Consider the following 17,204-nt stretch of genomic DNA (forward strand, 5'->3'; position numbering starts at 1 on the left):
GGCAGGTTGGGGGTTCGATTGGAACCCCTGGCCTGCCCGCGGCGTTTACGGTGGGAGGGCGAGGAAAGCCATTCGGTCCAGGGAAAGGGAGCCTCATGGAGGCCGCGTTGATCATCATGGCCCTGATGGTGCTGTTCACCTTCTTGGGACTGGGCGTGTGGGTCACCGTGAAGGTCGTCGGGGCGGCGAAGCGCGGCGTCGACCGCACGATCACGCAGGCGCGCCGGACCGTCGAGGACACCAGCTTGAAGGCGCGGAGCTTCGGCCAGGTCGGCGTGGTCGGGGCGCTCGCCCAGATACGGCTGGACCTGCGGATGTCGATGAGGTCCACGCAGCAGGCGCTGTACCAGGGCGTGCAAACGGATGCCTCGCTGAGGGAATCGATCGGCCTCTTCGAGCGGCTGAGCGCCCACGGGCACGAGCTGGACGACGAGCTGAAGCGGCTGGAGCAGGAGCCGGACAAGAAGCGGATCGCCGACCGCCTGCCGGAGCTGCGGGAGCGCGCCGACCGCGTCGTCCAGGCCTCGGACTCGCTGCGCTGGGCCGCGCGCGACCGGGCCCGCAAGTTCGCCGAGGACGACCTGAGCGTGCTGTCGGCGCAGATCGAGGTCGAGTCGGGGGCGCTGCGGGACTGGTCCCGAGAGTCGGTGGACGACCTGGCGGGATGGCCGGCCGAGCCGACCGCCGCGCCCGCGCCCGCGCCTCCCGGCCCGGAGCGGGGGCAGGCCCCGGCGGCCGCCCTGCCGAAGCCTCCGGAGCGGACCGGCTACCCGTGGGAGAAGACCGCCCACCCCGTCCGACCCGAAACAACCACCTGAGCGCGGGTCAAACCGGCCTGCCCGGTGCTCGGGGCGGGCGGCGCCTCGGCCAAAGTCCGCCCGCCGGGTGTTCGGGGCCGGCTGGGAGTGCCCTTGCCGTTGTGGGAGGTGGCGTGGTCAAAGTCAGCCTGCCGGGTGTGCGGGGCCGGCTGGGAGTGCCCTTGCCGTTGTGGGAGGTGGCGTGGTCAAAGTCAGCCTGCCGGGTGTGCGGGGCCGGCTGGGAGTGCCCTTGCCGTTGTGGGAGGTGCCTTGGTCAAAGTCAGCCCGCCGGGTGTTCGGGGCGGGCTGGGAGTGTTCTTGCCGCTGTGGGTGGCGTCCCGGCCAAAAGTAGCCCGCCCGGCGTTTGAGGGCCCGCCGGAGGCATCCGCGCCATGGCGGGCGCTGCCTCGGTCAGGATCGGCCTGGCCGGTGCTCGGGGGCGTGCTGGTGGCCCTCCGGTCCGGCGGTGTACCTCGGCCAAAGCAAGCCTGCCCGGCGCTTGAGGGCGTGTCGGAGGTGCTCGTGCGACGGTCGGGCGGTGCCTTGGCCAAAGTGAGCCTGTCCGGTGTGTGAGGGCGTGTCGGAGGTGCTCGTGCGACGGTCGGGCGGTGCCTCGGCCGAAGTGAGCCTGCCCGGCGATTGAGGGCCCGCCGGAGGCCCCAAGCCACCGCAGGCAGCAACTCGACTCCACACGTCGGGTACGGGCCCGGGGCCCGGTCGCTCGGCTGCGGCCGGTGTTTCGGCGCGGCGCGGCGCGGGCAGGTCCCGCTGGGCGCCCACCGCACGGCCCCACCGCACGGCCCCGCAACCCCGACCGGCCAGGTCACCCGCCGGACCGGGCTGCCGGACTCCGCCCGCTGCCGGTACCCTCCGGCTCATGTCCCGCCATGTCGCGATCATCACCGATTCCACGGCCTACCTGCCCCAACAGGCGATGGCGCGGCACGGAATCACCGCCGTGCCACTGACCGTGGTCCTCGGTGACGAGGCCTTCGAAGAGGGCACGGAAATCTCCGCCCGCAGCCTCGCCGCGGCCCTCCAGAAGCGCCGCCCGGTCACCACCTCCCGGCCCAGCCCGGAGGAGTTCGTCAGGGCGTACCAGGCGGCGGCCGACGCCGGTGCGAGCGGCATCGTCAGCCTGCACCTCTCCGCCGAGTTCTCCGGAACCTACGACGCGGCCGTGGTGGCGGCGCGGACCGCTCCCGTGCCCGTCCGCGTGGTCGACACCGGCATGGTCGCCATGGCCCTCGGCTTCTGCGCCCTTGCCGCCGCCGAGGTCGCCGACGCCTCCGGCTCCCTCGACGAGACGGTGGCCGCCGCCGAGAAGCGGGCGGCGGGCATGTCCGCGTACTTCTACGTCGACACCCTCGACTACCTGCGTCGCGGCGGCCGCATCGGCGCGGCCCAGGCCCTGCTGGGCTCGGCGCTCGCCGTCAAACCGCTGCTCACGCTGGAGGGCGGGCGCATCGAGATGCTGGAGAAGGTGCGCACGGCGTCCAAGGCCATCGCCCGCCTGGAAGAACTGGCGGTGGAACGCGCCGGATCGGGTGCCGTGGACGTGGCCGTGCACCATCTCGCGGCCCCGGAGCGCGCCCAGAAACTGGCGGAACGTCTCCGCGAGCGCATTCCGGGCCTGGTGGAACTGCACGTCAGCGAGGTCGGTGCGGTGATCGGGGCGCACACCGGGCCGGGGCTGCTGGCGGCGGTCGTCTCGCCGCGCTGACGTCCCTCGCAGGAGTGGCGGAGTTATCCACAACGGAGGTTCTGTCCACCGGAATCAGGGCCTCCGAACGGGACGGCGGATTCGTCCCTACCGTCGTCGGCATGACTCTTCGCACGCGTACCTCACCGTCCTCCGGAGCCACCAGTGGCCCGGGCCGCTCCTACGCCTCCGACGGCCGCACCCGCCGCCGTGTCGGCCGCCGCACACCCGTCCCGCCGTCCCCCGCCCTGCGGCGCCGTGCGGAGGCCCTACTGGACTCCGGCGCGGCCCGCGAGGCCCCGCCGGACGTCCCGCAGGGTGTCCCGAGGGGCGGTCCGAGGGACGGCCCGCCGGGCACCACGGCTGTATCCGGGGCAGTTCCCGCTCCCGTCGGGAGCGGGTGGGCGCTCGCGGTGCGGGAGCGGATGCCGGTGTGGGTGCAGACGCGCTGCGGGTGGGAACCGAAGACGCTGGGCGCCGTCGCGGTGGTGCTGGTCGTCGCGGTGGGGTTCGCCGGGCAGCAGTACTGGTCGGCGCGGCCGCAGCCGGTGACCGCACCCGCCGTCTCGGCTCCACCGCTGGCCCCGGCCGGGGCCGTCTCCGTTCCGTTCGCCGCCTCCACCGGCCCGGCCCGGGCTCCGGCTCCGGCGGTCCCGTTCGTGGTTCCGCCGTTCACGTCCGCTACGGGGCCCTCCGCCGGTGCCCGGATCGTCGTCGACGTCAGCGGCAAGGTCCGGGAGCCGGGGGTCCGGCGGCTGCCCGCCGGATCGCGGGTCGAGGACGCACTGGCCGCCGCCGGGGGCGTGCAGCCGGGCACGGACACCTCCGGATTGAACCGGGCCCGGATCCTGCTGGACGGCGAGCAGGTGCTCGTCGGCGTTCCGGCGCAGCCCGCGCCGGGCGGTCCCGCGCCGGGCGGTCCCGGTCAGGGTCCCGGCCCGGTGAGTCTGGCCACCGCGACGGTCGAGCAGCTGGACGGACTCCCCGGCGTCGGCCCCGTGCTGGCCCGGCACATCGTCGACTACCGCACCGCGCGCGGGGGCTTCCGCTCCGTGGAGGAACTGCGCCAGGTCAACGGCATCGGCGACCGGCGCTTCGCCGACCTGCGCGTCCTGGTCCGGCCGTGAACCGGCCGACCGGCCCCCCGGGCCCGGTGGACCTGCGGCTCGCGGTGCCCGCCCTCGCCGCCTGGGCGGCGGCCGCGCTCGCCCTCGACGCGCCGCCCGTGCGGACGGCCGTCGGGGTGGGGCTCGCGGCGGCGGGCGCGGGCGTGCTCGTGCGGGTGGCGCGGCGCCGTCACGAGCGCCGGTGGGCGCTCGGGACCACGGTGGCGGCCGTCCTGCTCTGCGCCGCGGTCGGAGCCGCGGTGGCCGGTCTGGAGCGGGCCGGGGCCCGCTCCGGTCCGGTGGCCGGGCTCGCCCGGCAGCAGGCCGTGGTCACCGCGGAGCTGACGATCGGATCGGACCCGCGGCGGGCCCGGACCGGCGCCGGTCCGCCGGTGCTGCTCATGGACGCCGAGGTGACCCGGGTGACGGGACCGGACGGGAGGCGGGTGCGGGTGACCACACCCGTGCTGGTGATGGCGGCGCACCCCGAGTGGGCCCGGCTGCTGCCCTCGACCCGGGTGCGGACCACGGCCCGGCTGGCTCCGGCCCGCGCCGGGGAGCGGGCGGTGGCCCTGCTGCGGCCGGCCGGGAACGCCCCGCCCGCGATCACCGCCGGCCCGGACCTCGCGCAGCGCTTCGCGGGGCGGCTGCGGGCCGGTCTGCGCACGGCCACCGACGGCCTCGCGCCCGACGCCCGGGCCCTGCTGCCGGGGCTGGTGGTCGGAGACACCGCCCGGGTGCCGGCCGATCTGCACGACGCCTTCCGCGCGACCGACCTGCTGCACCTGCTCGCGGTGTCCGGGTCCAACCTCACCGTGGTCCTGTTCCTGCTGATCGGCCCGGCGGGCAGCGCGCAGTCCGCCGAGCGGCGCGGTCTGGCGCCCCGGCTCGGGGTCTCGCTGCGGGGGGCGGCCCTCGGCGGGACGGCCCTGACCCTGGCCTTCGTGGTGGTCTGCCGGCCGGAGCCGAGCGTGCTGCGGGCCGCCGCCTGCGGGGCGGTCACCCTGCTGGCCCTCGCCACCGGGCGGCGCCGGTCCCTGATCCCCGCCCTGGCCGCGGCCGTCGTGCTGCTCGTGCTCTACGACCCGTGGCTCGCGCGGAGCTACGGCTTCCTGCTCTCGGTCCTGGCCACCGGAGCCCTGCTGACCCTGGCTCCCCGTTGGAGCGAAGCCCTGCGGCGCCGGGGGGTGCCGTTCCGGCTCGCCGAGGCGCTGGGCGCCGCCGCGGCCGCGCAGGCGGTGTGCTCGCCGGTGGTGGCGGTGCTCGCGGCCCGGGTGAGCCTGGTGGCGGTGCCGTGCAACCTGCTCGCCGAGCTCGCGGCCGGCCCCGCCACGGTCCTGGGCTTCGCCGCGCTCGCCGCCGCACCGGTGTGGATGGACGGCGCGCGGGTGATCGCCTGGTGCGCCGGGGTGCCCGCCGGGTGGATCGCCTCCGTGGCCAGGACGGGGGCGGGGCTGCCGGGGGCGGAGCTGTCCTGGCCCGGCGGGATCGGCGGAGGCGTGCTGCTGGCGGTGGTCACCCTGGTTGTCGTGGCGCTGGTGGCGCGGCTGGGCCGCTACCGCTGGGCCTGTGCGGCGACGGCCCTGCTCCTGCTCCTGGCCCTGCTGCGGCCCCCACAGCTGACCCGGACCCTGACCGGCTGGCCCCCGCCCGGGTGGCGCTACGTGCAGTGCGCGGTGGGCCAGGGGGACGCGGGCGTGCTGTCCGCGGGACCGGGGACGGCCGTGGTCGTGGACACCGGTCCGGAGCCCGGCCCGGTGGACGCGTGCCTGCGGGCTCTGGGGGTGCGGCGCGTGCCGCTGTTGCTCCTGACGCACTTCCACGCGGACCACGTGGGCGGGCTGGCCGGAGTGCTGCGCGGACGGGCGGTCGGAGTGATCCAGACCACCACGCTGGCCGAACCGCCGGGCCAGGTCGAGTTCGTCCGGCGGACCGCGGCGGCCGCGGGCATCGCGGTGGAGGCGGCCCGGGCGGGGGAGCGGCGCCGGATCGGTCCCTTGTCCTGGGAGGTGCTCTGGCCGCCGCCCGCCGGGCCGGGGGCGGGGCCACCGCCCGACGGCCCCAACGACGCCAGCGTGACCCTCCTGGTCGACAGCGCCGGGCTGCGGCTGCTCCTGCTCGGAGACCTCGAACCGGCCGCCCAACGGCAATTGCTGAGGGAGCGTCCGCTGCTGGGGCCCGTGGACGTGCTCAAGGTCGCCCACCACGGCTCCGCGCACCAGGACCCCGCGCTACAGGCGAGGATCGCCGCACGCATCGCGATCGTTCCGGTCGGAGCCCGGAACCGCTACGGTCACCCGGCGGCGGACACGCTCGCACGCCTGCGGGCGGCGGGGGCGGTCGTACTGCGCACCGATACCGACGGTTCGGTGGCGATCACCGGAGCGGGCCCGGGGCTACGGGCATTTCCGGCCGGTCGACGGCGCGGGCGGCGCGGGCATACCGGGTGTGACCGTTCTGTTTGCCCCCAACCCAGCAGCATGATCGAATGCGTTTTCGCCAGAACGATTCAAGACCACTCAAGTCCACACAGCGCACGGGGGTGCATAGACCATGTTCAGTCGCCGACGGGGTATGGAGACGGGCGCGGGTTCCGGCCCACCCGGATCCGCGACGCTGACGCTGCCGCCGATGGCGGGTCTGCTCAGCTGCCGGGTCCTCGACACCGTTCACCAGCCGGTCCGTCAGGCCCGGTTCGAGGTCACCGATCCGATCGGCCGACGGATCGTCAGCGGGGAGACCGACCCCTACGGCGGGTTCATCGCAGCGGTCCCGGAGGGGGAGTACCGGCTGGCCGTCACGGCCGAGGGGTACGCGCCGTACCACGGGGCGACGATCGTCGGGGAAGGGGCTCCGCAGCAGGGCCCGGCGGAGATCGTGCTCGACTCCATCGAGCCGCCGTTGCTGCCGCAGCCCGGGCACTGGGAGTTGGACCCCGCGCACTCCTCCATCGGCTTCACGGCCCGCCACATCGGCCTGGCCCGTATCCACGGCCGGTTCAACACCTTCGCCGGTGCGGTGCGGATAGCCGACCGCATGGAGGACTCCTCCATGCACGTGATCATGGACACGGCGAGCATCGACACCGGGGTCCGGCTGCGCGACGACCACCTGCGCTCGGCGGACTTCCTGGACGCGCAGCGCCACCCGACGGTGGAGTTCTACAGCGAGCGCTTCATCCACCGCAGCGGCACCCGGTGGGCCGTGGCCGGAGCCCTCACCCTGCACGGCGTCAGCCGCTCCGTCACCCTGGACGCCCAGTACCTGGGGGTGGGCACCGGCCTGGAAGGGGAGACCCGGGCCGCGTGTCGGGCCACGGTCGAGCTGCACCGCGAGGACTTCACCCTGAACTGGCAGTCGATGCTGGCACACGGCATCGCGGCGATCGGCATGAGCGTCGAGGTCAAACTCGACGTCCAGATCGTCCACAAGGCATAGGTCCGGACGGCCGCCGTGCCCGGGGCTGCGGGTCGTGCGGCGCAGGGTTACGGGGCTTCGAGCCAGCCGTCGTGGTCGGCGGCGAGGTCGTCCAGGGCCGTGGTGTCGAGGAGTTCCTTCGGGTCCTCGACGACCACGAGCCACTGGGCGTCCTCGGCGTCGTCCTCGCCGGCCAGTGCCTCACGGACCAGCTGTGGCTCCTCGGGCAGGCCGAAGCGGTCGACCAGCTCCCGGGCCACTTCGTCGGCGGCGTCGCGGTCGGGCAGGACCAGTACATGTCGCAGGTTCACCGGAACATTCTCCGGCATGCGGGGCGGGGCGCTGTCAGTGCGGCGTGGGATGCTGGAGGCGATGGCCACCAGGAAGAACTCAACCGACGATCCGCTCGCCCCGCTCACCCTCGCGGTGGGCCAGGAGGACCTGCTCCTCGACCGCGTGGTGCGGGAGGTGGTGGCGGCCGCCCGGGCCGCCGACTCCGACACCGACGTGCGCGACCTCGCGTCCGAGCAGCTCCAGCCCGGCACGCTGGCCGAGCTGACGAGCCCTTCGCTCTTCTCCGAGAGCAAGGTCCTGATCGTGCGCAATGCGCAGGACCTGTCCGCGGACACGGTCAAGGAAGTCAAGGCGTACCTCGGCGCGCCCTACGAGGAGATCGTCCTCGTCCTCCTCCACGCGGGAGGCGTCAAGGGCAAGGGCCTGCTGGACGCGGCCCGCAAGGCGGGTGCCCGGGAGGTCGCCTGCCCGAAGATGACGAAGGCGGCGGACCGGCTCTCGTTCGTACGGGGCGAGTTCCGGACCCTGGGCCGGTCGGCGACCCCGGAGGCGTGCCAGACCCTGGTCGACGCCATCGGCAGCGATCTGCGGGAGCTGGCGAGCGCGGCGGCCCAGCTGTGCGCGGACGTCGACGGAGTCATCGACGAGGCCGTGGTCGGCCGCTACTACACGGGCCGGGCGGAAGCCTCCAGCTTCACCGTCGCGGACCGCGCGGTCGAGGGCCGCGCGGCCGAGGCCCTGGAGGCCCTGCGCTGGTCCTTGTCCACCGGGGTGGCGCCGGTCCTGATCACCAGCGCACTGGCCCAGGCGGTCCGCGCGATCGGCAAGCTGGCCTCGGCCCCCCGCGGGGCCCGCCCCGGCGACCTCGCGCGCGACCTCGGCATGCCGCCCTGGAAGATCGACCGGGTCCGGCAGCAGATGCGCGGCTGGTCGGCGGACGGCGTCTCGGAGGCCCTGCGGGCCGTCGCGGACGCCGACGCGGGCGTCAAGGGCGGCGGTGACGACGCGGCGTACGCGCTGGAGAAGGCGGTCGTCGCGGTGGCCCGCGCCGCCCGCCCCCGCCAGCCCAACCACTGACCCCGGGCCCAGGGCCCGGGCAGGTCTACACGGGAGGCCGACCGGGGGTGGGGGTCGGCGGCGGCGACGGGAGCGCCGGGCCGGGGTCGGGCGGCAGCTGCGGCGGTCCGCCCGCGTGTTTACCCATGGTCGCCTTCGCCGCGGTGAGCCCGTACACGCCCAGTGGCGGGAACAGCTCGACCCGCGCGGGACAGCCGGCTTCCGCGCAGGGCACGCAGAGCAGATCACGAACGCCCTGCCTGACGCGGGCGGCGACGACCGGCGCGCGCCAGCAGGCCTCGCAGGTCACCACATCCGTGCGAGTGACCTCGAAGTCAATAGTGATCATGAAATCTCCTCGGAGGCCCGGGCCTGGGCATGGGCCCGGGCCTGGGCATGCGGGAGCGCCGGAGGGCAGCACCACAAGTCGAAGTCGAGGCCGTACCCGTCCTGCTGGACGAGGACCGCCCCGCGATACGCGCGATCGGTGGTCAGCGGTGCCCCGCAGGCCGCGCACGCCCGGCCCTGGAGCCGCTCGGTGGAGAGGTCGCCCACGGAAGGCAGGGGCGCCTCCCTGCAAGCGGGCGGCACCTCGGGCGCCGGTCCCCGCCGTGCGCGGCACGGTGCGCACGCGTACAGGGGCTTGGGGGGTCCGGAGTTCGATTCCCCCCACTGGACCACCAACGAGGTGCCCGACGGCCCGTCGTGCCAGTCGCACCAGCCACCGGTGAGGACGGGGAACTCCACCGGGCCGGCCTGCTCTTCCCTTGCCATGGCCGCACGTTAGGAACGGACACGGTGCCGCGTCCGGCCGGTTGCGCCGGATTGCTGGGGCGAGTCCGTAGGTACAGCCGGATTGTTCACGCCATGTCGAGGGCGCCCCGTACACGGCTGAGGAGACGCTGGGCCGACGGGCCGTAGACGGCCGACTCGGCGAAGCCGGACCAGGCCCGTTCGTAGAGCTGGATCGACTCCTCGTCGTCGAGCCACATCTCCGTGCTGATGGTCTCCACGATGACCAAGCGCCGGTCATAGATCCAGAAGCCGTGCGAGGGCGTCCGGCGCAGGTCCGCGGTGAACGGGACAACGCCGAGTTCCACCGTGTCCAGGCCCACGAGGCTGATGAGCCGGTCCATCTGTGCGGCGTGCACGGCGGGCGGGGTCGTGCGCGCGTACAGGGCGCCTTCCCACAGCAGGAACTTGAAGCTCTTGCCCGGGGCGTAGAGAGCCTCCTGCCGCCGGATGCGCGCCCGTACGGCGTCTTCGACGTCGCGCGGTGTCCGGCGGAACTCCGCGCTGGCGGCGAAGGTGTGCCTGGCGTAGTCGGGTGTTTGGAACAACCCCGGGATCCGCACCATTTCCACGCCGCGGATCACCGTCGTCGACACGGTCTCGGCGATGGCCCGCTCCTGCCGAGCGCGGTGGCCCGAGGCGAGCTGGCGACGCCATGACCGATAGTGCAGCTCGACTCCCGCGAGACGCCCCTTCAGCTCGCCCGCGGCGCCCGGTCGGCCCGTGGCCTCGGCCCACGCCTCAAGGTCCGCGAGCGTGGGGGTCTGCTTGCCGCTCTGCACCCGGCTCACCTTGCTACGGTGCCAGCCGAGGCGCTCGGCGAGACCCTTGCCGTCGAGGCCGGCCTCGACGCGCAGCTCCTGGAGCCGGGCGCCGAGGGCCTCGCGGCCGCGCTGGAAGTCGGTCGTCACGCAGGAGAACGTACCCGCTGCGCGAATTCGGTTGTGGGGATCGCGTGGTGCCAGGCAGCGTCCCGGGCTTGGCAGGCGGCGGCGATGTCGACCGGGTCCTCGCTGAGGATCACACCCAGGGTGCTGTCGTCCTCGCCGAACACGAACCGGGCCAGGACGCGGGAGTCGAACAGCCAGAAATCCCAATCCGGCAGTCCAAGGCGTTCAGCTTCGGAGCGGGGAAGGTTCCGAATGTCCTCACCGGCGGCCACGTTTCCCAGGCCGGAGGCCAGGAGGTACGACTGTCCCTCGGTCAGCGGCTCGTCGACAAGCCGGACCCGTTCGAACCGGCGCCCCTCGGCCGCGGCCGCGGCCACGTTCTCCCGCCAGGGGTCGAGCGGCTCCGCGGCGACGTCGGCGCCCGCCTTCCACCGGTTCCACTTCGGGCTGTGGCGGTCGGTGGCGTAGCCCCGGCGGGTCTCCAGTCGCCACGCGGTGTGCTCGAACTCGCTGAACATGTGGCTGATCTCGGAGAACGGGATCATCTCGCGGGGCTCGGCGCGCGGTGCGAACCGGGTCAGCAGATCCCGGGGGACGGTCACGAACGTTTCGGACGGCTTCACGTCGCGGATCCGGGCAAGGAGCTCGGGGTCGGTGACCCGGTCGCCCTGTACGAGGATCTCCGCTGTGCCCTCGACCTCGTACAAGGTGGGACAGTCGCCGTCGGCGCTGGTGGTGCCGATGAACCGCAGGGTCATGGTGGTGCTCCGTCCTGGCTGGTTGGGGCTCCAGGATGGTGGGCTCCGGACCGTGGCGGGGGTCGATTGCCGCAGATTGCGAGCGGAGCGGGTTCGTGGGGTGTTGCGCGCAACGAAGCGAAGGGCCCGGCTCCCGTTCCCCCGGGCCGGGACGTGCGAAGGCCCCGGTGGCTCCCCTGGGGAAGGGGGGCCGCCGGGGCCTTCGATTGGTGCTGTTGTGCGCCGCACCCGCGTGGCGAACGCAGGCCGTGTGCGGCGCGGGGTGCCGGTCAGGAGCGGGAGAGAGGGCCCGCTGGGTCCTTTCCGGCGTTCACATCAGAAAGCTCAGCCCTGCAGGGCGGCAACCTTGGTGGCCAGCGCCGACTTCTTGTTGGCGGCGGCGTTCTTGTGGATGACGCCCTTCGAGACAGCCTTGTCGAGCGCACGCGAAGCGTCGCGAGAAGCCACGGTGGCCTTCTCGACGTCACCGGCGGCGGCGGCCTCGCGGGCCTTGCGGATCGCGGTCTTGAGCGACGACTTGACGGCCTTGTTACGCAGGCGCGCCTTCTCGTTGGTCTTGTTCCGCTTGATCTGGGACTTGATGTTCGCCACGAAAGAGCCTTTTCAGGTTCAGAGTTTGATCTTCGGATTGTGTGCCGTCTGCTGAGAGGGCATACGACACACAGCTGCCCAGGCTACCAGCCGTGCTCCGACCGGCCCAAACCGGCCGCACTGCGTCGGCCATGGGACCATGGGAGTCTGCGTATAGATCCGACATCGCGCCGATGAGGGCGACGAGATCAGACTTCCGCGCTGACAACGCTTCCGACTGCGACCCGAGAATCAGGACACTGCGTGCCCGCGATCCCTAGCCACGTGCCCGAGCCGAGCCGTACCGACCCGGCGCTGATCCGCAACTTCTGCATCATCGCGCACATCGACCATGGCAAGTCGACCCTCGCCGACCGGATGCTCCAGCTCACCGGCGTCGTCGACTCTCGGCAGATGCGCGCCCAGTACCTCGACCGCATGGACATCGAGCGTGAGCGCGGCATCACGATCAAGTCGCAGGCGGTCCGTCTGCCCTGGGCCCCCAGCGGCGGCCCCGACCAGGGCAGCACGCACATCCTGAACATGATCGACACCCCCGGTCACGTCGACTTCACCTACGAGGTCTCCCGCTCCCTCGCCGCGTGCGAGGGCACGGTCCTCCTCGTGGACGCCGCCCAGGGCATCGAGGCACAGACCCTCGCCAACCTGTACCTGGCGATGGAGAAGGACCTCGCGATCGTCCCGGTGCTGAACAAGATCGACCTGCCGGCCGCCCAGCCGGAGAAGTTCGCCGAGGAGCTCGCGAACCTGGTCGGCTGCCAGCCCGAGGACGTGCTGCGCGTCTCCGCGAAGACCGGTGTCGGCGTGGACGTCCTGCTCGACAAGATCGTCGCGACCGTTCCGGCTCCGGTGGGCGTCAAGGAAGCCCCCGCCCGCGCGATGATCTTCGACTCGGTCTACGACTCCTACCGCGGCGTCGTGACGTACGTCCGTGTGGTCGACGGCCAGCTCAACAAGCGCGAGCGCATCCGGATGATGTCCACGGGCGCCACGCACGAGCTGCTGGAGATCGGCGTCTCGTCCCCGGAGATGACCCCGTCCGACGGCATCGGCGTCGGCGAGGTGGGCTACATCATCACCGGCGTGAAGGACGTCCGTCAGTCCAAGGTCGGTGACACCATCACCAGCCTGCACAACGGTGCGACCGAGGCCCTCGGCGGCTACAAGGACCCGAGGCCGATGGTCTTCTCGGGCCTGTACCCGCTCGACGGCTCCGAGTACCCGGACCTGCGCGAGGCCCTGGACAAGCTCCAGCTCAACGACGCCGCGCTCGTCTACGAGCCGGAGACCTCGGCCGCGCTGGGCTTCGGCTTCCGCGTCGGCTTCCTCGGCCTGCTGCACCTGGACGTGGTCCGCGAGCGCCTGGAGCGCGAGTTCGGCCTCGATCTGATCGCCACCGCGCCGAACGTGGTCTACCGGGTCGTCATGGAGGACGGCAAGGAAGTCGACGTCACCAACCCGAGCGAGTTCCCCGAGGGCAAGATCTCGGACGTGTTCGAGCCGGTCGTGCGGGCCACCCTGCTCGCGCCCTCCGAGTTCATCGGCGCCATCATGGAGCTCTGCCAGCAGCGCCGCGGCACCCTCCTCGGGATGGACTACCTCTCCGAGGACCGGGTCGAGATCCGCTACACCCTCCCGCTCGCGGAGATCGTCTTCGACTTCTTCGACCAGCTGAAGTCCAAGACGCGCGGTTACGCCTCCCTCGACTACGAGCCCACCGGCGAGCAGTCCGGCAGCCTGGTCAAGGTCGACATCCTGCTGCACGGCGACAAGGTCGACGCCTTCTCCGCCGTCTGTCACAAGGACGCCGCCTACGCCTACGGCGTGCGCCTCGTCGCCAAGCTGCGCGAGCTCATCCCGCGGCAGGCCTTCGAGATCCCGATCCAGGCGGCCGTCGGCTCGCGCGTCATCGCCCGCGAGACCATCCGCGCCATCCGCAAGGACGTCCTCGCCAAGTGCTACGGCGGTGACATCTCCCGTAAGCGGAAGCTGCTGGAGAAGCAGAAGGAAGGCAAGAAGCGGATGAAGATGGTCGGCTCCGTGGAGGTCCCCCAGGAGGCCTTCATCGCGGTGCTGTCCAGCGACGACTCCGGCGGCAAGAAGAAGTAGTACGCAGAAGCGGTGCGAGGAGGAGCAGCAGCCTCGCCCCGGTCGACGGAACGGGTTCCCGCGCACGCGCGCGGGGGCCCGTTTCGTTATGAACCGGCCGCCCGCCGGCCCTTACGCACCGGTGGGGCGGCCATCTACTCTGATCACTGCTCGTTGGTTACTCGCCAGTCACAAGAAACCCGCCAGTCCCCACGTCTTCACGCCCTGCCGCGTGGACCGGTACGGAGGATGTCGTGAGCGACACACAGACCATGATCGAGAACCGCCCCCCCACCGTGGCGGCCCTCTTCCTCGAGCGCGTCGCCGCGACTCCGAACGGCGAGGCCTACCGCTATCCGGTCATCGCGGCCCCGGGCCGGGGACCGGACGAGTGGAAGTCGCTCAGCTGGGGGCAGGCGGCCGAACGGGTCTTCGCCATCGCCGCCGGCCTGGTCACCCTCGGCGTACGGTCCGAGGAGCGCGTCGCCCTCGCCTCCAGCACCCGCGTCGAGTGGATCCTCGCCGACCTCGGCGTGATGTGCGCGGGAGCCGCGACCACCACCATCTACCCGAGCACCAACGGCGAGGAGTCGGCGTTCATCCTCGCCGACTCCGACAGCCGGGTGCTGATCGCCGAGGACGCCGCCCAGCTCGCGAAGGCCCGCGCGCACCGCGCCGACCTCCCCGGCCTGGCCCACGTCATCGTGCTGGAGGCGGCCGACGCGCTCGCGGCCGAGGGGGACCCGCAGGACTGGGTGCTCTCCCTCGCCGACCTCGAAGCGCGCGGCGCCGCGCACCTCGCCGAGCACCCCGAAGCCGTCCGGGAGCGGATCGAGGCGATCACCGCCGACCAGCTCGCCACGCTCATCTACACCTCCGGCACCACGGGCCGCCCCAAGGGCGTGCGGCTGCCGCACGACAACTGGTCGTACATGGCCAAGGCCACCGTGGCCACCGGCATGATCTCCGCGGACGACGTCCAGTACCTGTGGCTGCCGCTGGCGCACGTCTTCGGCAAGGTGCTCACCTCCGGCCAGATCGAGGTGGGACACGTCACGGCCGTCGACGGCCGGATCGACAAGATCATCGAGAACCTGCCGATCGTCCAGCCGACCTACATGGCGGCCGTCCCGCGCATCTTCGAGAAGGTCTACAACGGGGTCGCGGCCAAGGCGCGGGCCGCCGGCGGCGCCAAGTACAAGATCTTCAAGTGGGCGGCCGCCGTCGCCCGCGAATACGCCAAGGTCACCCAGGACAACTTCCGCCGCACCGGTCAGGCCAAGGCCCCCCTCGCCCTCACCGCCAAGCACCGCGTGGCCGACGCGCTCGTCTACTCCAAGCTCCGCGACGCCTTCGGCGGCCACCTGCGCGCCGCCGTCTCCGGCTCCGCCGCCCTCGCCCCCGAGATCGCCTACTTCTTCTCCGGCGCCGGCATCAACATCCTGGAGGGCTACGGCCTGACGGAGTCCAGCGCGGCCAGCTTCGTCAACCCCGGCGAGGCCTACCGCACCGGCACCGTCGGCAAGCCGCTCCCCGGCACCGAGGTCCGCATCGCCGACGACGGCGAGATCCTGCTCCGCGGCCCCGGAATCATGGAGGGCTACCACAACCAGCCCGACAAGACCGCCGAGGTGCTCGAAGCGGACGGCTGGCTGCACACCGGCGACATCGGCGAGCTGTCCCCCGACGGCTACCTGCGCATCACCGACCGCAAGAAGGACCTGATCAAGACCTCGGGCGGGAAGTACGTCGCCCCCGCCGAGGTCGAGGGCCGCTTCAAGGCGATCTGCCCCTACGTCTCCAACATCGTCGTCCACGGCGCCGACCGGAACTTCTGCTCCGCGCTCATCGCCCTCGACGGCCCCGCCATCCTCGGCTGGGCCGCCGAGAACGGGCTGGAGGGCAAGACGTACGGCGAGGTCGTGGCCGCGGCCGAGACCAAGCGCCTGGTCGAGACGTACGTACAGACCCTGAACGAGGGCCTCCAGCGCTGGCAGACGGTCAAGACCTTCCGGCTGCTCCCGCGCGACCTCGACGTCGAGCACGGCGACCTCACGCCCAGCCTCAAGCTGAAGCGGCCGGTCGTCGAGCGCGAGTTCAAGGCGCTCATCGACGAGATGTACGCGGGCTCGAACGAGGCCTGACACCGACCGGGAACCCACCGCCACCGGCCCCGGGACCGGGGCGCCCGCACGCCGGGCCCGTCAGGGGTCGGCGTGCGGGACAATGGGGGCATGCCTTCCGCCCTCCCCGACGGGGAACCCATGCCCGAAGACGGCTCGCTGCCGTCGCACGCCCTGGCGGGTGCGGCGGACCGGCCGCTCGGGTTCTACCTGCACGTCCCGTACTGCGCCACGCGCTGCGGCTACTGCGACTTCAACACCTACACCGCCACCGAGCTGCGCGGCACCGGAGGCGTCCTGGCCTCCCGCGAGAACTACGCCGACACCCTCATCGACGAGGTCCGCCTCGCCCGCAGGGTGCTCGGCGACGACCCGCGGTCCGTCCGCACGGTCTTCGTCGGCGGCGGTACGCCCACGCTCCTGCCCGCCGCGGACCTGGTCCGGATGCTCGCGGCGATCCGGGACGAGTTCGGCCTGGCCGAGGACGCCGAGATCACGACCGAGGCGAACCCGGACTCGGTCGACCCGGCGTACCTCGCCGAGCTGCGGGCCGGCGGCTTCAACCGCGTCTCCTTCGGCATGCAGAGCGCCAAGCAGCACGTCCTGAAGGTCCTGGACCGCACGCACACCCCCGGTCGCCCCGAGGCGTGCGTGGCGGAGGCGCGGGCGGCCGGCTTCGAGCACGTCAACCTCGACCTGATCTACGGCACCCCCGGGGAATCGGACGACGACTGGCGGGCCACGCTGGACGCCGCGCTGGGCGCCGGGCCGGACCACATCAGCGCCTACGCGCTGATCGTCGAGGAGGGCACGCAGCTGGCGCGGCGGATCCGCCGGGGCGAGGTCCCGATGACCGACGACGACGTGCACGCCGACCGCTACCTGATCGCGGACTCCGTCATGGCGGAGGCCGGCTTCCACTGGTACGAGGTCTCCAACTGGGCCACGACCGAGGCCGGGCGCTGCCTGCACAACGAGCTGTACTGGCGCGGGGCGGACTGGTGGGGCGCGGGGCCGGGTGCGCACTCGCACGTCGGCGGGGTGCGGTGGTGGAACGTGAAGCACCCCGGTGCCTATGCGGGCGCGCTGGCGGCGGGGCGGTCGCCCGGGGCCGGGCGCGAGCTGCTGTCCGCGGAGGACCGGCGGGTCGAACGGATCCTGCTGGAGCTGCGGCTGCGGGAGGGGTGCCCGTTGTCCCTGCTGGCTCCGGCCGGGCTCGCGGCGGCCGGGCGGGCGCTGTCCGACGGGCTGTTGGAGGCCGGGCCGTACGAGGCGGGGCGCGCGGTGCTGACCCTGCGGGGGCGGCTGCTGGCCGACGCGGTGGTCCGCGACCTGGTCGACTGACCCGGCCGGCCTGTCGGCCCCGCCGGCTCTGGGTGCTGCCATCTCAGCCTCGCCGGCTCCGGGTGCCGCCATTTCAGCCTCGCCGGCTTGGGGCGCTGCCATCTCGGCCCCGCCGGCTCTGGGCGCCGCCAATTCAGCCTCGCCGGCGTTTGAGGCGCCCCCCGCGCGCGGGGGCCCCGCCCCCCCCCCGGGCGGGGGCGGGGCCGGGCGGGGCGTGGGGGGGGGGCACCCCGGGGTCGGCCCCGC

The 17,204-nt window shown here is 73.0% G+C and carries 14 protein-coding genes and 1 pseudogene; 9 read left to right on the plus strand and 6 right to left on the minus strand.

The window, feature by feature from the left end:
- The first annotated feature begins 95 nt into the window (after positions 1-95).
- The 5 genes and pseudogenes from ACIBEA_RS34480 to ACIBEA_RS34500 all read left to right on the plus strand — a co-directional run bounded on the left by ACIBEA_RS34480 (position 96) and on the right by ACIBEA_RS34500 (position 7,043).
- Positions 96-818 carry a hypothetical protein gene (locus tag ACIBEA_RS34480; protein WP_399267125.1) on the plus strand — a complete coding sequence of 241 codons (723 nt, stop codon included), beginning with the start codon at positions 96-98 and terminating at the stop codon, positions 816-818.
- An 856-nt stretch (positions 819-1,674) separates the two neighbouring features.
- Positions 1,675-2,520 (plus strand): DegV family protein, encoded by an 846-nt coding sequence (locus ACIBEA_RS34485; protein ID WP_399267126.1) that lies wholly within the window; start codon positions 1,675-1,677, stop codon positions 2,518-2,520.
- A 101-nt stretch (positions 2,521-2,621) separates the two neighbouring features.
- Entirely contained in the window at positions 2,622-3,626 is a 1,005-nt protein-coding gene (locus tag ACIBEA_RS34490) for a helix-hairpin-helix domain-containing protein (protein ID WP_399267127.1), read from the plus strand.
- Positions 3,623-6,010: pseudogene (locus tag ACIBEA_RS34495) on the plus strand (ComEC/Rec2 family competence protein); the annotation flags it as partial. The gene ACIBEA_RS34490 and the pseudogene ACIBEA_RS34495, both read left to right, overlap by 4 nt.
- Positions 6,011-6,158: 148 nt before the next feature.
- Positions 6,159-7,043 carry a YceI family protein gene (locus tag ACIBEA_RS34500; RefSeq protein ID WP_399267128.1) on the plus strand — a complete coding sequence of 295 codons (885 nt, stop codon included), beginning with the start codon at positions 6,159-6,161 and terminating at the stop codon, positions 7,041-7,043.
- A 47-nt stretch (positions 7,044-7,090) separates the two neighbouring features.
- Here the strand turns inward: ACIBEA_RS34500 and ACIBEA_RS34505 are convergent, their stop codons facing one another.
- A complete protein-coding gene (locus ACIBEA_RS34505) occupies positions 7,091-7,351 on the minus strand; it encodes a hypothetical protein (protein WP_354380212.1) in 261 nt (86 codons plus the stop codon).
- A gap of 43 nt (positions 7,352-7,394) precedes the next feature.
- Between ACIBEA_RS34505 and holA the strand changes: the two genes are divergently transcribed.
- A complete protein-coding gene (gene holA, locus ACIBEA_RS34510) occupies positions 7,395-8,393 on the plus strand; it encodes a DNA polymerase III subunit delta (RefSeq protein WP_399267129.1) in 999 nt (332 codons plus the stop codon).
- A 25-nt stretch (positions 8,394-8,418) separates the two neighbouring features.
- Here holA and ACIBEA_RS34515 read toward each other — a convergent pair whose 3' ends face one another.
- The 5 genes from ACIBEA_RS34515 to rpsT form a co-directional block, all read right to left on the minus strand.
- Positions 8,419-8,721: a hypothetical protein gene (locus tag ACIBEA_RS34515; RefSeq protein WP_399267130.1), complete on the minus strand. Its 303-nt coding sequence runs from the start codon at positions 8,719-8,721 to the stop codon at positions 8,419-8,421.
- Positions 8,718-9,146: a hypothetical protein gene (locus tag ACIBEA_RS34520; protein WP_399267131.1), complete on the minus strand. Its 429-nt coding sequence runs from the start codon at positions 9,144-9,146 to the stop codon at positions 8,718-8,720. Before ACIBEA_RS34520 ends, ACIBEA_RS34515 begins: the two co-directional genes overlap by 4 nt.
- An 86-nt stretch (positions 9,147-9,232) precedes the next feature.
- On the minus strand, positions 9,233-10,075 hold the full coding sequence (locus ACIBEA_RS34525; RefSeq protein ID WP_399267132.1) for a helix-turn-helix domain-containing protein: 843 nt from the start codon (positions 10,073-10,075) through the stop codon (positions 9,233-9,235).
- On the minus strand, positions 10,072-10,812 hold the full coding sequence (locus tag ACIBEA_RS34530; protein WP_399267133.1) for a DUF6879 family protein: 741 nt from the start codon (positions 10,810-10,812) through the stop codon (positions 10,072-10,074). The genes ACIBEA_RS34525 and ACIBEA_RS34530 overlap by 4 nt, the downstream gene beginning before the upstream one ends.
- A 324-nt stretch (positions 10,813-11,136) precedes the next feature.
- Positions 11,137-11,403 (minus strand): 30S ribosomal protein S20, encoded by a 267-nt coding sequence (gene rpsT / locus ACIBEA_RS34535; RefSeq protein ID WP_399267134.1) that lies wholly within the window; start codon positions 11,401-11,403, stop codon positions 11,137-11,139.
- Positions 11,404-11,646: 243 nt separating this feature from the next.
- On the opposite strand from rpsT, the gene lepA reads away from it, so the two are divergent.
- From lepA to hemW, 3 genes are all read left to right on the plus strand, one after another.
- Entirely contained in the window at positions 11,647-13,512 is a 1,866-nt protein-coding gene (gene lepA, locus ACIBEA_RS34540; protein ID WP_399267135.1) for a translation elongation factor 4, read from the plus strand.
- A gap of 233 nt (positions 13,513-13,745) precedes the next feature.
- Complete coding sequence (locus ACIBEA_RS34545) at positions 13,746-15,635, plus strand: AMP-dependent synthetase/ligase (RefSeq protein WP_399267136.1); 1,890 nt, start codon at positions 13,746-13,748, stop codon at positions 15,633-15,635.
- A gap of 90 nt (positions 15,636-15,725) precedes the next feature.
- Positions 15,726-16,958 (plus strand): radical SAM family heme chaperone HemW, encoded by a 1,233-nt coding sequence (hemW, locus tag ACIBEA_RS34550; RefSeq protein WP_399267137.1) that lies wholly within the window; start codon positions 15,726-15,728, stop codon positions 16,956-16,958.
- Positions 16,959-17,204: the final 246 nt, after the last annotated feature.

This window comes from Streptomyces sp. NPDC051555 (assembly GCF_044454405.1).
GTDB lineage: Bacteria > Actinomycetota > Actinomycetes > Streptomycetales > Streptomycetaceae > Streptomyces.

Bases quoted from the DNA above. Each gene is read 5' to 3' on its own strand.
- ACIBEA_RS34485 (WP_399267126.1), top strand. From the start codon at position 1,675: ATGTCCCGCCATGTCGCGATCATCACCGATTCCACGGCCTACCTGCCC.
- ACIBEA_RS34500 (WP_399267128.1), top strand. From the start codon at position 6,159: ATGTTCAGTCGCCGACGGGGTATGGAGACGGGCGCGGGTTCCGGCCCA.
- hemW (WP_399267137.1), top strand. From the start codon at position 15,726: ATGCCTTCCGCCCTCCCCGACGGGGAACCCATGCCCGAAGACGGCTCG.
- ACIBEA_RS34515 (WP_399267130.1), bottom strand. From the start codon at position 8,721: ATGATCACTATTGACTTCGAGGTCACTCGCACGGATGTGGTGACCTGC.
- ACIBEA_RS34505 (WP_354380212.1), bottom strand. From the start codon at position 7,351: ATGCCGGAGAATGTTCCGGTGAACCTGCGACATGTACTGGTCCTGCCC.
- ACIBEA_RS34490 (WP_399267127.1), top strand. From the start codon at position 2,622: ATGACTCTTCGCACGCGTACCTCACCGTCCTCCGGAGCCACCAGTGGC.
- ACIBEA_RS34520 (WP_399267131.1), bottom strand. From the start codon at position 9,146: ATGGCAAGGGAAGAGCAGGCCGGCCCGGTGGAGTTCCCCGTCCTCACC.
- ACIBEA_RS34480 (WP_399267125.1), top strand. From the start codon at position 96: ATGGAGGCCGCGTTGATCATCATGGCCCTGATGGTGCTGTTCACCTTC.
- ACIBEA_RS34530 (WP_399267133.1), bottom strand. From the start codon at position 10,812: ATGACCCTGCGGTTCATCGGCACCACCAGCGCCGACGGCGACTGTCCC.
- holA (WP_399267129.1), top strand. From the start codon at position 7,395: ATGGCCACCAGGAAGAACTCAACCGACGATCCGCTCGCCCCGCTCACC.